The 13,989-nt window shown below is 72.9% G+C and carries 11 protein-coding genes; 8 read left to right on the top strand and 3 right to left on the bottom strand.

The genetic code is table 11. From position 1 onward, the window contains the following. Positions 1–88 precede the first annotated feature (88 nt). Positions 89–1,609 carry a fatty acyl-CoA synthetase gene (locus ACFC0G_RS18155; RefSeq protein ID WP_376404246.1) on the top strand — a complete coding sequence of 507 codons (1,521 nt, stop codon included), beginning with the start codon at positions 89–91 and terminating at the stop codon, positions 1,607–1,609. A 213-nt stretch (positions 1,610–1,822) separates the two neighbouring features. Here ACFC0G_RS18155 and paaK read toward each other — a convergent pair whose 3' ends face one another. Then, complete coding sequence (gene paaK / locus ACFC0G_RS18150; protein ID WP_376404244.1) at positions 1,823–3,115, bottom strand: phenylacetate--CoA ligase PaaK; 1,293 nt, start codon at positions 3,113–3,115, stop codon at positions 1,823–1,825. A gap of 308 nt (positions 3,116–3,423) precedes the next feature. On the opposite strand from paaK, the gene ACFC0G_RS18145 reads away from it, so the two are divergent. The 5 genes from ACFC0G_RS18145 to ACFC0G_RS18125 all read left to right on the top strand — a co-directional run bounded on the left by ACFC0G_RS18145 (position 3,424) and on the right by ACFC0G_RS18125 (position 8,520). After that, positions 3,424–4,596: a type III polyketide synthase gene (locus ACFC0G_RS18145; RefSeq protein ID WP_376404242.1), complete on the top strand. Its 1,173-nt coding sequence runs from the start codon at positions 3,424–3,426 to the stop codon at positions 4,594–4,596. After that, positions 4,593–5,813, top strand: coding sequence for a cytochrome P450 (locus tag ACFC0G_RS18140; protein WP_376404240.1), 1,221 nt, complete (start codon positions 4,593–4,595; stop codon positions 5,811–5,813). The genes ACFC0G_RS18145 and ACFC0G_RS18140 overlap by 4 nt, the downstream gene beginning before the upstream one ends. 16 nt (positions 5,814–5,829) lie before the next feature. Continuing rightward, on the top strand, positions 5,830–6,417 hold the full coding sequence (locus ACFC0G_RS18135) for a cupin domain-containing protein (protein WP_376404238.1): 588 nt from the start codon (positions 5,830–5,832) through the stop codon (positions 6,415–6,417). Then, the gene (locus ACFC0G_RS18130; protein WP_376404236.1) at positions 6,414–7,628 is read left to right on the top strand and encodes a cytochrome P450; all 1,215 of its coding nucleotides are present in this window, start codon (positions 6,414–6,416) and stop codon (positions 7,626–7,628) included. Before ACFC0G_RS18135 ends, ACFC0G_RS18130 begins: the two co-directional genes overlap by 4 nt. 115 nt (positions 7,629–7,743) lie before the next feature. Then, positions 7,744–8,520 carry a GNAT family N-acetyltransferase gene (locus tag ACFC0G_RS18125; protein ID WP_376404234.1) on the top strand — a complete coding sequence of 259 codons (777 nt, stop codon included), beginning with the start codon at positions 7,744–7,746 and terminating at the stop codon, positions 8,518–8,520. Positions 8,521–8,681: 161 nt separating this feature from the next. Here ACFC0G_RS18125 and ACFC0G_RS18120 read toward each other — a convergent pair whose 3' ends face one another. Further along, positions 8,682–9,518 (bottom strand): pentapeptide repeat-containing protein, encoded by an 837-nt coding sequence (locus tag ACFC0G_RS18120; RefSeq protein WP_376404232.1) that lies wholly within the window; start codon positions 9,516–9,518, stop codon positions 8,682–8,684. Between the two features lie 136 nt (positions 9,519–9,654). On the opposite strand from ACFC0G_RS18120, the gene ACFC0G_RS18115 reads away from it, so the two are divergent. Continuing rightward, the gene (locus tag ACFC0G_RS18115) at positions 9,655–11,175 is read left to right on the top strand and encodes an alpha/beta fold hydrolase (RefSeq protein ID WP_376404230.1); all 1,521 of its coding nucleotides are present in this window, start codon (positions 9,655–9,657) and stop codon (positions 11,173–11,175) included. Between the two features lie 43 nt (positions 11,176–11,218). On the opposite strand, the gene ACFC0G_RS18110 is transcribed toward ACFC0G_RS18115, so the two are convergent. Beyond that, entirely contained in the window at positions 11,219–12,889 is a 1,671-nt protein-coding gene (locus ACFC0G_RS18110) for an acyl-CoA synthetase (RefSeq protein ID WP_376404228.1), read from the bottom strand. A 183-nt stretch (positions 12,890–13,072) separates the two neighbouring features. Between ACFC0G_RS18110 and ACFC0G_RS18105 the strand changes: the two genes are divergently transcribed. Next, positions 13,073–13,873, top strand: a complete 801-nt coding sequence (locus ACFC0G_RS18105; protein ID WP_376404226.1) for a crotonase/enoyl-CoA hydratase family protein — start codon at positions 13,073–13,075, stop codon at positions 13,871–13,873. The last annotated feature ends 116 nt before the right edge of the window (positions 13,874–13,989 follow it).

The raw sequence follows: 13,989 nt of genomic DNA, 5'->3' as shown, positions 1-13,989 counted from the left end.
GGGAGAGGTTCGCGGGGAGGTTCGGGAGGATGTACGGCGCGCCGCACGGTACTTGACCATCCGCCCGCCGCACGCCGAGGATCACGGCATGGAACGACTCCTCAGCCGCACCGTCGACGGCGTCCTGCGCATGAGCGCCCAGCGCGTACCGGACCGCATCGCCGTCCGGTACGCCGACCGGACCTGGACGTACGCCGAGCTGGACGCGGCCGTCACCACCGCCGCCGCCGTCCTGCGGGAGCCGCACCACGGCCTCGGCCTGCCCGACCAGGCCAGGGTCGCGACCTACGGCCACAACTCGGACGCCTACCTCATCGCGTTCCTGGCCTGCGCTCGGGCGGGCCTGATCCACGTGCCGGTCAACCACCATCTGACCGGCGACGACCTCGCGTACCTCCTGGAGCAGTCGGAGAGCTCGCTCGTCCTCGCCGACCCGGCCCTCGCGGACCGCGTTCCGGACGGCTTCGCGGTCAAGCCGCTGCGGGACGCGCCCGGTTCGCTCCTGGACGCGGTCGCCGTGCCGGAGGAGTACGACACCGACCACGACGCCCGGGACATCGTGCAGCTGCTCTACACCTCGGGCACCACCGCCCTCCCCAAGGGCGCGATGATGACCCACCGCGCGCTCGCCCACGAGTACGCGAGCGCCATCGAGGCCCTCGACCTGCGCGAGGACGACCGGCCGGTGCACGCGCTGCCGCTGTACCACTCGGCACAGATGCACGTCTTCCTGCTGCCCTGTCTCGCCGTCGGCGCCGAGAACACGATCGTCGACGGACCCGACCCGGCCGTCCTCTTCGACCTGATCGAGGCGGGCCGTGCGGACAGCTTCTTCGCCCCGCCGACCGTCTGGATCGGCCTCGCCAACCACCCGGAGTTCGCCGGGCGGGACCTCTCCGCGCTGCGCAAGGCCTACTACGGGGCCTCGATCATGCCCGTACCGGTCCTCGAACGGCTGCGGGCGCGGCTGCCCGGCCTGCGCTTCTCCAACTGCTTCGGCCAGTCCGAGATCGGCCCCCTCGCCACCGTCCTCGGCCCCGACGAGCACGAGGGCCGGATGGACTCCTGCGGGCGGCCCGTCCGCCACGTCGAGGCGCGGGTCGTCGACGAGGACGGCAAGGACGTGCCGGACGGCACCGCCGGGGAGATCGTCTACCGTTCGCCGCAGCTGTGCGAGGGCTACTGGCGCAAGCCCGACGAGACCAATGCGGCCTTCCGCGGCGGCTGGTTCCACTCGGGCGACCTCGCCGTGCGCGACGCCGAGGGCTTCCTCACCATCGTCGACCGCGTGAAGGACGTCATCAACTCCGGGGGAGTGCTCGTCGCCTCACGCCAGGTCGAGGACGCCCTCTACACCCACCCCGGCGTCGCCGAGGTGGCCGTGATCGGCCTCCCCGACGAGCGCTGGATCGAGGCGGTCACGGCCGTCGTCGTCCCGCGCGGCGAGGTCACGGAGGCCGAACTCCTCGCGCACGCGCGGGAGAAGCTCGCCCACTTCAAGGCGCCGAAGCGCGTCCACTTCACTCCCGAACTGCCCCGCAATGCGAGCGGCAAGATCCTCAAGCGCGAACTGCGGGACCGCTTCGGCGGGGCGGCGGGGGAGTCCTGACAGAGGCCGTGAACTCGTGACGGAGGCCGACGAGCTCGCGACGGAGCCCGGCGAACTCGTGACGGAGTCCTGATTGAGGCCGGCGAGCCCGGCGAGTCCTGACGGGACCGGGAGACCCGGCCCCGTCAGCCCGCACGAGGAGGCGCGGCCCCGCCGGCCCGTCGGACGAGTCCCGGCCCCGTATGCCGGCCCGTCGGACGAGTCCCGGCCCCGTCAGGCCTCCCGCTCCCGCAGGTCCACGATCCGCTTGATCTTGCCCACCGACCGTTCCAGCGTCTCGGGGTCGACCACCTCGACCCCGACCGAGACCCCGACCCCGTCCTTGACCGCCGCCGCGATCGCCCGGGCCGCCTCCGCCCGCTCCTCGCCCGTCGCGTCCGCGCGGGCCTCGGCCCGTACCGTCAGGGCGTCGAGCCGGCCCTCCCGGGTCAGCCGCAGCTGGAAGTGCGGGGCCACCGCGGGCGTGCGGAGGACGATCTCCTCGATCTGGGTGGGGAAGAGGTTCACCCCGCGCAGGATGATCATGTCGTCGCTGCGCCCCGTGACCTTCTCCATCCGCCGGAACACCCGTGCCGTCCCCGGCAGCAGCCGGGTCAGGTCGCGCGTCCGGTAGCGGATCACCGGCATCGCCTCCTTGGTGAGCGAGGTGAAGACGAGCTCCCCCTCCTCCCCGTCCGGCAGCACCTCGCCCGTGAACGGGTCCACGATCTCCGGGTAGAAGTGGTCCTCCCAGATGTGCAGGCCGTCCTTGGTCTCCACGCACTCCTGCGCCACGCCGGGCCCGATCACCTCCGACAGGCCGTATATGTCGACCGCGTCGATGGCGAACCGCTCCTCGATCTCCTTCCGCATCGCCTCCGTCCACGGCTCGGCGCCGAAGACGCCGACCTTCAGGGAGGTCGAGCGCGGGTCCACGCCCTGCCGCTCGAACTCGTCGAGCAGCGTCAGCATGTACGAGGGGGTCACCATGATGATCTCGGGGCGGAAGTCCTGGATGAGCTGCACCTGCCGCGCCGTCATGCCGCCCGAGGCGGGGATCACCGTGCACCCGAGGCGCTCGGCGCCGTAGTGGGCGCCCAGTCCTCCGGTGAACAGGCCGTATCCGTACGCCACATGGACCTTGTGCCCGGGACGCGCCCCGGCGGCGCGCAGGGAGCGGGCCACCACGTCCGCCCAGGTGTCCAGGTCCCGGTCGGTGTAGCCGACGACGGTGGGCCGGCCGGTGGTGCCGCTGGAGGCGTGGACGCGCCGGATCCGGGACTGGTCGACGGCGAACATCCCGAAGGGGTAGTGGTCGCGCAGGTCGGACTTGACGGTGAAGGGGAAGCGGGCGAGGTCCGCGAGGGTGCGGCAGTCGTCGGGCGTGAGACCGGCCGCGTCGAAGGAGCGCCGGTAGAACGGCACGTTCTCGTAGGCGTGCCGCAGGGTCGCACGCATGCGCTCCAGCTGGAGCAGCGCCAGCTCCTCGCGCCCGAGCCGTTCGCCGCTGTCCAGAAGGTCCGTCATGCGCCACTCCTCCGCAGTCGTAAAACGGACTACCGATCATTCGGTAGTTTCGTTCGAGCCAGTAAAGCCGGAGGTGCCCAGGGCTTGGCAAGAGGTGGGAGGAAGTCAATCCGGGCGTGCCGGTTCACTCTCCCTGATCATGTAATTCGCTCCGATATCACACCTTGGGGTGTTTTTGTGGCGGTTCAGGCACTTATTGGGTGCTGCACGAGAAAGAGTGGATCTTCCGAGACCGGCCCGGTCTCGCCTCTCCCCCTCCAGCTCCGGACGCGCGGGCCCCGCCCGCGTGCCCGGCCGAAAGTGACGTCATGCCTGTCCTGTGCCGACCCGCCGTCGCCGTCCCCGAGCACACGATCACCCGGCAGGAGACCCTCGATCTCGCCCGCCGGCTGCACGCCGGACACGAGCAGCTCCCGCTCGTCCTGCGCCTGATCGAGAACACCGGGGTCGCGAAGCGGCACCTGGTGCAACCCATCGAGCGCACCCTCGCCCACCCCGGCTTCGAGGCGCGAAACGCGCTGTACGAGCACGAGGCCAAGGCGCGCGTCCCCGCCGTCGTCGAGGAGGCGCTCGCCCACGCCGGACTGGAGGCGCGGGACATCGACATGATCGTCTACGTCTCCTGCACCGGTTTCATGATGCCCTCGCTCACCGCCTGGATGATCAACACCCTCGGCTTCCGCGGCGACACCCGCCAGCTGCCGATCGCCCAGCTCGGCTGCGCGGCCGGCGGCGCCGCCGTCAACCGGGCGCACGACTTCTGCACCGCCTACCCCGGTGCGAACGCGCTGATCGTCGCCTGCGAGTTCTGCTCGCTCTGCTACCAGCCGACCGACCTCACCGTCGGAAACCTGCTCTCCAACGGCCTCTTCGGAGACGCCGTCGCCGCCGCCGTCGTCCGCGGCTCCGGCGGTGTCGGCGTCCGTCTGGAGCGCAACGGTTCCCACCTCGTCCCGGACAGCGAGGACTGGATCGCCTACAAGGTCCGGGAGACAGGTTTCCACTTCATGCTCGACAAACGCGTTCCCGGCACCATGGAGCAACTCGCCCCCGCCCTCGTCGACCTCGCCGCCCTGCACGGCCAGGACGCCGGGGGCCAGGACTTCTACCTCGTCCACGCGGGCGGCCCCCGCATCCTCGACGACCTCGGCAGCCACCTCGGCGTCCCCGCCGAAGCCTTCCGGCACAGCCGCGCCACCCTCACCGAGTACGGCAACATCGCCAGCGCCGTCGTCCTCGACGCCCTGCGCCGCCTCTTCGAGGAAGGCGGCCCCGCGGCGGGCGCCACCGGCCTCCTCGCCGGATTCGGGCCCGGCATCACCGCGGAGATCTCCCTCGGCCGCTGGACCGGCGTCCCCGCCCCGGTCGGCGTCCCCGCCCCGGCGACCGCCGGGCTCGGCCTGCCGGCCACCCACGGAAGCGCCACAGTCGGCACCGCAGCCACCGCAGCCATCGCCGTCCCCGCGGGGGTGGCCTCGTGACCACCACCGCCTCCGGCACCGCCGACACCCCCCAGACCCACTTCTGGGCCGTGCCCGACCTCACCGGCCTCGACTTCGACCCGCTGCTCGCCCGACTGCTGCACGAGGACCCCGTCACCCGGGTCCGGCTGCCGCACGGCGAGGGCCACGCCTGGCTCGTCACCCGCTACGAGGACGTCAAGTTCGTCTCCGTCGACCCCCGTTTCAGCCGCCAGGCCGTCTGGGGGCGCTCCATCACCCGCGTCGCCCCGCACTTCATCCCCATGGAAGGCGCCGTCGGCTTCGCCGACCCGCCGGACCACACCCGGATGCGGCGCGTCGTCGCCCGCGCGTTCAGCGCCCGCGCCCTGCGCGAGCTCCGCGACCACGCCCAGGAGGTCATGGACCGCCTCCTCGACCGGGTCGAGGAACACGGCGCCCCCGCCGACCTCATGGAGCTCGTCAACCGCCCCTTCCCGCTCGCCATGGTCAGTGAACTCATGGGCGTCCCCGAGGGCGACCAGCCGCTCATGGCCCGCTGGTCCGACACGATCATCTCCGCCGCGGCCGGCCGGGAGGCCAGCGAGCAGGCCAAGGCCGCCCTGGGCCGGTACTTCACCGAACTCGTCGGCCGCAGCCACGGCACCGGCAAGGAGACCCTGGCCGCCGTCCTCGCCGACGCCGTCGACGAGGACGCCGTCACCGAACACGAGGCCGTCGGACTCGCCGTCCTCATCCAGATCGGCGGCGCCCACGCCGTCCGCAACAACAGCGCCAACATGGTGTACGCGCTGCTCACCCACCCGGAGCACCTCGCCCGGCTGCGCGCCGAGCCCGCCCTCGTCCCGCAGGCCGTCGACGAGCTCCTCCGCTACATCCCGCACCGCAACGCCGTCGGCCTCTCCCGGATCGCCCTGGAGGACGTCGAGGTCGGCGGCGTCACCATCCCGGCCGGCGAGCCGGTCTACGTCTCGTACCTGACCGCCAACCGCGACCCGGACGTCTTCGCCGAGCCCGATCGGCTCGACTTCGACCGCGGCTACAACCCGCACGTCGCCTTCGGCCACGGACCGCACTACTGCCCCGGCTCCGCCCTCGCCCGCATCGAGTCGGAGATCCTCCTCGACTCCCTGTGGACCCGCTTCCCGAACCTGCGCCTCGCCGTCCCCGAGGAGCAGCTCAGGTGGCAGCGCGGAGCCCTCATCCGGGGCCCCGAGACCCTGCCCGTCACCTGGTGAGAGGAACCGACACCCCGTGACCGCCACAGCCATCGGACCGGGCGGCGGCCTCGTCGTCCCGCCCGGCCACGGCAGGACCCTCACCACCGCCGCCCAGCACGTCACCTTCAAGGTGACCGGCGAGCACTCCCGTACCGCTTCCACCTTCGAGGTCGTCGTGCCGCCCGGCTTCGACGTCGGCGCCCACACCCACGGGCACAGCGAGGAGCTCTTCTACGTCCTGGACGGCGAGCTCGACGTCCTCGCCTTCGAGCCGCTCGTCCGCACCCCGGACAGCTGGCGGGAGTGGGAGTCCGGCTCGGGACAGCGCGCGGTGCGGGCCACCCGCGGCACGCTGATCCTCGTGCCGCCGGGCTGCCCGCACGCCTTCGCCAACCCCACGGGGGAACCCGTACGGATGCTCTTCCAGGCCTCGCCCCCGCCCGACCACGAGCGTTACTTCGAGGAGCTCATGGAGATCCTCGGCCCGGGCGGCGAGGTCGACCACGCCGCCGTCGAAGAGCTCCGCCTCCGCTACGACATCGAACAGATCACCCCACTTCGGCACGACGCCGACCGGCCGGGCACGGCCCCTGCCCGGGCGGAGGCGGCCCCCATCCCATGACCCCACCAGCAGAGCACCACGGCCCGGTCGTCCACGACTGGGCCGTGGCCCCGCTTCCCGGCACCGTCTTCGACCCGTTGCCCCACCGGCTCCTCCGCGAGGAGCCGGTCGCCCGGGTCCGCCTCCGGTACGGCGAGGGCGACGCCTGGCTCGTGACCCGCTACGAGGACGTCAAGCAGATCGCCTCCGACCCGCGACTGAGCCGGGCCCTGACGGTCGACAGGCCGGTCACCAGCATGACCCCGCACACCCTCGCGCCGGCCGGGGGAGTGGGCCGCGCCGACCCGCCCGACCACACCAGGCTCCGCAAGCTCGTCGCCCCCACCTTCGGCCGTCGCCGCATGACCGCCCTGCGCGAGCACACCCGGCGGACGGCCGACGCCCTCGCCGTCCGCACCCTGGAGGCGGGCCCGCCCGCCGACCTCGCCGAGACCTTCGTCGGCCCGCTCGCGGCCACGGTCATCGCCGAACTCCTCGGCGTCCCGGCCGCCGACCTCGACCGGGTCGAGCGGTGGCGCGCCGGAATCCTCTCCAGCGACACCACCGCGGCCGAGGGCGAGGCCGTCAAGAAGGAGATCGCCGGCTACTTCGCCGGGCTCGCCCGGCACCGGACCGAGCACCCCGGCGACGACCTCGTCGGCGAACTCGCCGCCGCCCGCGCGACCGGCGGCATCAGCACCCCCGAACTGGTGTCGATGTCCGTCATGCTCACCCTCAACGGCCTCGACGCCGTACGGAACATCGTCGCCACGATGGCGTACGTGCTGCTCGTCCACCCGGAGCAGACGTCGAAGCTCCGCGCCGAACCCGACCGCCTCCCCAGGGCCGTCGACGAACTCCTCCGCTACATCCCGCAGCGCAACGGCGTCGGCATGCCCAGGATCGCCACCGCCGACATCGAGGTCGGCGGCGTCACGATCCGGGAAGGGGAGGCCGTCTACGTCTTCTACCCGGCGGCCAACCGCGACCCGTCCGTGTACACCGAACCCGACCGGCTCGACCTCGAACGGGACGAGGCCCCGCACCTCGCCTTCGGCCACGGCGTCCACTACTGCGCCGGCGCCCAACTGGCCCGGATGGAGGCCGAGGTGATGCTCTCCACCCTCCTCACCCGCTTCCCCGGACTCGCCCTCGCCGTGGAACCCGAACGGATCGCCTGGCGCCGCGGAACCGTCAACCGCGGCCCGGTCTCCCTCCCCGTCACCTGGTGAAGAACCGCCGGCGCCCCGGGCCCCTGGCGGCCGGGGGCCCGGGCACGGTTCCCCGGCGCCCTGGCCAGGCAAAACCTGTTGCCGGGGCGCCGGGCCCGGTGCTGGAGTGGCCGGCATGGAACCCCAGTACCTCCGCGACCTCTACGACCGTCAGCTCCGCCGCGAGGCGCGCCCCGACGGGCCCGGATGCCGTGTCGAGCGCGTCGGAGCCGTCGTCCGGCAGACCGGTCCCGCGCACGCCTGGAACGGTGTCCTCTGGTCCGGCCTCGACGCCGCCGGGGCCGACGCCGCCATCGCCGCGCAGATCGACCACTACCGCACCGCCGGCCTCGCCTTCGAGTGGAAGCTGTACGGGCACGACGGCCCCGCCGACCTCCCCGACCGCCTCCTTGCCGCCGGCTTCACCGCCGAGGACCCCGAGACCCTGATGGCCGCCGACGCCGCGGCCCTGCCCCAGGACGTGCCGCTCCCCGAAGGCGTCGAGCTCCACGCGGTCACCGACGAGGCCGGGGTACGCCAGGTCGTCGAGGTCCACGAACGCGCCTTCGGCACCGACAGCTCCCACATCGGCCGCCAGCTCCTCGACCGGCTCGCCGCCGACCCGGACACGGTCACCGCCGTCGTCGCCGTCGCGGCCGGCGAGCCCGTCAGCGCGGCCCGCCTCGAACTCTGCCCGGGCACCGACTTCGCCGGACTCTGGGGCGGCGGCACCGTCGAGGCCTGGCGGGGCCGCGGCCTCTACCGCGCGCTCGTCGCGCACCGCGCCCGCATCGCCGCCGCCCACGGCCACCGCTACGTCCAGGTCGACGCGGCGGACACGAGCCGTCCGATCCTCCAGCGCCTGGGCTTCCTGACGCTCTCCACGACGACCCCGTACACGTACGCCCCCTGAGGAGCGGGTTCAGCAGGGCGGCGACCTCCTCGCGCAGGCCCCGCCGCGTCGCGTCGCGCGTGAAGTCGGCCTGCGAGACCGGGCGGTGGACGATGTCCCGGCCGGTCGCCCGGGCAATCTCCCCGCCCGCATCGGACGGGCGCCACGCGTGACCGGGGCCGTCAGGCCGTCCAGTGCGCGGGGCGCTCGAAGCCGGCCGGCAGGCGCGTCGCCGCGTTCCCGCGCGCCGCGTTCAGCTGCGGCTGCGTGAGGAAGAGGGCGCCCGTCAGATCCGCCCCCGACAGGTCGGCGTCCCGCAGGTCGACGCCGATGAGATCGGCGAGCGTCAGGTCCGCCCCGGTCAGATCGGCCGCGATCAGGAGCGCCCCGCGCAGATCGGCGCCCCGCAGCTTCGCCCCGCGCAGCCGCTTGCCGATCAGGTCGGCCCCCCGGCGGCTCTTCGGCTTGCCGCCGGCCGTCGCCCGGACCAGCTCGCTGGTGCGCAGGAGCAGCGGGTTCACCTCGGCCCGTACGGGAGCCACGTCGAACTTCTCCAGCGCCTCGGGCGTTCCCCCGGCCAGCTCCTCGACCCGGGCGACCGCCGCGCGCAGCTCGGTGCGGAGCGGACGGGCGGCCGGCAGGGCCAGGGCCTCGGTGAGGTAGCGCAGCAGCTCGTGGAGCTGGCGTACGACGGGGAACACCTCGTACATCCGGCGCGCCGTCTCCGGCGCCTCGCGCCAGGACACGCCGCCGAAGGTCACCTGGGAGACCCGCTGGCCCGCGCCGAAGCAGTCGTACACCGTGCAGCCCTGGAAGCCACTGTCGCGCAGCCGCGTGTGGATGCCGCAGCGGAAGTCCTCCTGGAGGTTGCGGCAGGGCTCACCGGACGACTTGTTCACGGCGAAGTCGGCCGACTTCGCGAAGGGCAGCGCCACGCAGCACAGCCCGAAGCAGTTGGCGCAGTCGCCGCGGAGCGCGGATTCCCGGGTCTCGGGCACGGTGGAACGGTTCCTTCGCATGTCGGGGAGGGTCGACCCACCGTATCGCGCCCCCGGGGAGCGTCCTGTCGATCTTCCGGACAGCCGGCCCACCGATCGTGCAGCCCTCGGCGAAACCCGTTGCGAAGATCAACAACAGGCCGTGATGATCGGCGGCATGCCCACCTTCACGACCTACGACGGCACCGAGCTCGCCTACCGGACGCAGGGGGAGGGGGAGCCGCTGATCTGTCTGCCGGGCGGGCCCATGCGCGACGCCTCCTACCTCGGCGACCTCGGCGGTCTCACCGCTCACCGCACCCTCGTCGTCCTCGACTCCCGCGGCACCGGAGCGAGCGCCGAGCCCGCCGACCCCGGCACGTACCGCTGCGACCGCCAGGTCGGCGACGTCGAGGCCCTCCGCGCCCACCTCGGCCTGGAGCGGATCGACGTCCTCGGCCACTCCGCCGCCGGGAACCTGGCGACCCTGTACGCCGCCGCGCACCCCGAGCGCGTCCGCTCCCTCGTCCTCGTCACGTCCAACGGATGGGCGGTCGGCCACGGCACCACCGACGAGGAGTGGGACGAGGCCGTCACCGTCTTCGCCGACCGGCCCTGGTACGCGGAGGCCCAGGCCGCGCTCGCCACGATCGGGCCCGACACCCCGCTGCCGCGCGTCCTGGAGATCGTGGCCCCCTTCGGCTACGGCCGCTGGGACACGGCCGCCCAAGAACACGCGGCGGCAGCGGAGCGACAGATCCGCTGGGAGGCCGCCTCCGCCTACCACGGCGAGGGTGCCTACGACGCGGAGACGACCCGCCGCGCGCTCACCGCGCTCAAGGCACCGGTGCTGATCCTGGCGGGGGAGTACGACGCGGGACCCACCCCGGCCAAGGCCGCGGAGATCGCGGCCTGCTTCCCCCACGCCGAACTCGTCGTCCAGCCCGGCGCCGGACACTTCCCCTGGGTGGACGACGCGGACGCCTTCGTCCGCCCGATCGCCGCCTTCCTCGACCCGGACGTCCGCACGGTCACCGTGGGCGGCGTACGCCTCGCCTACCGGGTGCGCGGCCCCGAGTCCGCGCCGCCCGTCGTCCTGGTGCACGCCCGCGGCGAGAGCGGCGCCGACTGGCACGACATCGTGGGGGAGCTCGCGGCCGATCACCGGGTATACGCCCTCGACCTGCCCGGCCACGGACTGAGCGACCGCACGGGCCGCTACGGCTTCGAGGACTTCCGCGACGCGATCGGCGGCTTCCTGCACGTCCTCGGCCTCGCCGGGGCGACCGTCGTCGGCCACTCGATGGGCGGCGGGGCCGCGTACCTCCTCGCCCAGCGGGAACCCGGCCTGATCGGCCGCCTCGTCCTGGAGGAGGTGCCCGGGTTCCTCCCGCTCGACCCGCCGCGCGCTGTGGCCGAGCGACCCGAGGGCCCGCTCTCCTTCGACTGGGAGGTCGTCACGACCACCGACGCCCAGCTGAACGCCCCCGACAGCGCCTGGCGGGAGGGCCTCCCGGCGATCACGGCCCCCACCCTCGTCCTGGCCGGGGGCCCGTCCAGCCACGTGCCGCAGGAGCACCTGTCCCGGCTCGCCGAGCGCATTCCCGGCGCCCGCCTGGTCACGATCGAGGCCGGGCACCTGATCCACGCATCGCGGCGGGACGAGTTCCTCGACGCCCTCCGGGAGTTCGGGCTGTGAACGAGCCGAAGGGCTCCCGTCGCACCCGGCATCCCGTACCGGGTCAGCTTCCAGTGACGGGCCTTCCCGCTGCCGCTCCCGCTCCCGTTCCCGGTTCCGTGTCCGCCTCCACGGCCACCGAACGGGCCCAGCGGTAGTCCGCCTTGCCGCTCGGGGAGCGCTGGATCCGGTCGGTGAGGACCAGCTGGCGGGGGACCTTGTACCCCGCGAGGCGCGGGCGGCAGTGGTTCTGCACGGCCTCCAGGTCCAGCGGCGGGGCGTCCGCCCGGAGCTGGACGACCGCGGCGACGTGGTTGCCCCAGCGGGCGTCGGGGACCCCGGCGACCAGCGCGTCGTACACGTCGGGGTGGGACTTCAGGGCCTGCTCCACCTCCTCCGGGTAGACCTTCTCGCCGCCCGTGTTGATGCACTGCGAGCCGCGGCCCAGGACCGTGACGACTCCCTGGGCGTCGACGGTCGCCATGTCGCCGAGGAGCACCCACCGCACGCCGTCCTTCTCGAAGAAGGTCTCGGCGGTCTTGGCCGGGTCGTTGTAGTAGCCGAGCGGGACGTGGCCGCGCTGGGCCAGGCGGCCCGTCTCGCCCGCCGCGACGATCTCGTGGGTCGCCGGGTCGACCACCTGGGTGCGTTCGTTGACGTGGAGCCGGAAGCCCCTGTCCGGACCGGAGTCGTCCGTGGCGCGGCCGTTGGAACCGGACTCCGTGGAACCGAAGTTGTTGAGGAGCAGGACGTTCGGCATGAGCTCCTGGAGCTGGGCCCGCACGGTGTCGGACATGATCGCCCCGGAGGACGAGAGGCTGAAGAGCGCCGACAGGTCGGTGCCCTTGAGCGGCCCGCGCAGGGCGTCGACGAGCGGGCGCAGCATCGCGTCGCCCACGAGGGAGATGCTGGAGACCTTCTCCTTCTCCAGGGTGCGCAGGACCTCCTCCGGCACGTACTTGCGGTGCAGGACGACCCGCTGGCCGTAGTTGAAGGCGATGAACGCCGTCAGCGTGGAGGTGCCGTGCATCAGCGGCGGCGCGGGGAAGAAGGTGATGCCGGGGCCGCCGGCCGCGACCCGCTCGGCCAGCTCCTCGGGGCGCTTCACGGGCTCGCCCGAGGGCTCGCCCCCGAACAGGCCCGCGAAGAACAGGTCCTCCTGGCGCCACAGGACGCCCTTCGGCATCCCGGTCGTCCCGCCGGTGTAGATGATGAAGAGGTCGTCCCCGGAGCGCGGGCCGAAGCCCCGCTCCGCCGATCCGGCGGCCTCCGCCTCGGCGAACGCGACGCAGTCGAGCGCCGGCGCCCCCTCGGGCGGGGTCCCCACCCGCACGAGGTGCCGCAGCTTCTCCGTCTGCGGCAGCGCCGCCGCCACCCGCTCCGTGAACTCCGCGTCGAAGACGAGCGCGGCGAGGTCGGCGTCCCGGTAGAGGTAGACGAGCTCTTCCTCCACGTACCGGTAGTTCACGTTGACCGGCACGATCCGTGCCTTGAGACAGGCGAGGACCGTCTGCAGGTACTCGACGCCGTTGTACAGGTGGAGGCCGAGGTGCTCGCCGGGGCGGATGCCCGCCTCGACGAGGTGGTGGGCGATCCCGTTGGCGGCGGCGTCGAGTTCGGCGTAGGTGAGCCGGCGTTCCTCACCCGTGCCCGGGTGATCGACGTAGACCAGAGCCTCGCGGTCCGGGACCACGTCGACCACCGATTCGAACAGGTCGGCAAGGTTGTACTCCACCGTTCCTCCTGACCCCGGCTCGCGCTGACTCGTACGGGTGCGCAGTGACTCGGCGGTCATTAGAGCGCCGACCGGCGACGGGGGGAAGGGGATGCGCAGAAGAATCTGACTGAGTGTCAGAAAACTATTGAACTGGACCCCCTCCTCCTGCAACCTGTTCCAGAACTGGAGACGGGAGACCCCATGGGTGGCACCGAACACCTCGACGTACGGCGCGAAGGCGCCACGCTCGTCCTCACCTTGAACCGGCCCGAGGCCAAGAACGCCCTCTCGCTGCCGATGCTCGTCGGCCTTTACGACGGCTGGCTGGAGGCCGACGCCGACGACGGCATCCGCTCGATCGTCCTCACCGGCGCCGGCGGGGCCTTCTGCGCCGGCATGGACCTCAAGGCGCTGGCCGGCAAGGGCATGGAGGGCGAGCAGTACCGGGACCGGCTGAAAGCCGACCCCGACCTGCACTGGAAGGCGATGCTCCGCCACCACCGCCCCCGCAAGCCGGTCATCGCGGCCGTCGAGGGGTACTGCGTCGCCGGCGGCACCGAGATCCTCCAGGGCACCGACATCCGGGTCGCCGGCGCCTCCGCCACCTTCGGCCTGTTCGAGGTCCGGCGGGGCCTCTTCCCCATCGGCGGCTCCACGGTCCGCCTGCCCCGCCAGATCGCCCGCACCCACGCCCTGGAGATGCTCCTCACGGGCCGCCCGTACAGCGCGGAGGAGGCCGCCCGCATCGGACTCGTCGGGCGCGTCGTCCCCGACGGCACCACGCTGGAGGCGGCCCTGGAGATCGCCGAACGGATCAACGCGTGCGGGCCGCTGGCCGTCGAGGCGGTGAAGGCCTCCGTCTACGAGACGGCCGAGATGACCGAGACCGAGGGACTGGCCGCCGAGCTCAAGCGGGGGTGGCCGATCTTCGACACGGCGGACGCGAAGGAGGGAGCGCGGGCGTTCGCGGAGAAGCGGGCGCCGGTCTATCGGCGGGAGTGACGTTTCCCCACCCCATCCGCCCCGCCCCTTCCCGAACCGGGGGCTCCGCTCCCGGACCCCCGCGCCTCGAACGCCGGCGGGGCTGAGTTTCACGCCACCCCCAACGAAGGAGCCGC

The organism is Streptomyces sp. NPDC056169 (genome assembly GCF_042268445.1).
Lineage (GTDB): Bacteria > Actinomycetota > Actinomycetes > Streptomycetales > Streptomycetaceae > Streptomyces.
This window is presented reverse-complemented; position numbering and strand designations above follow the sequence as displayed.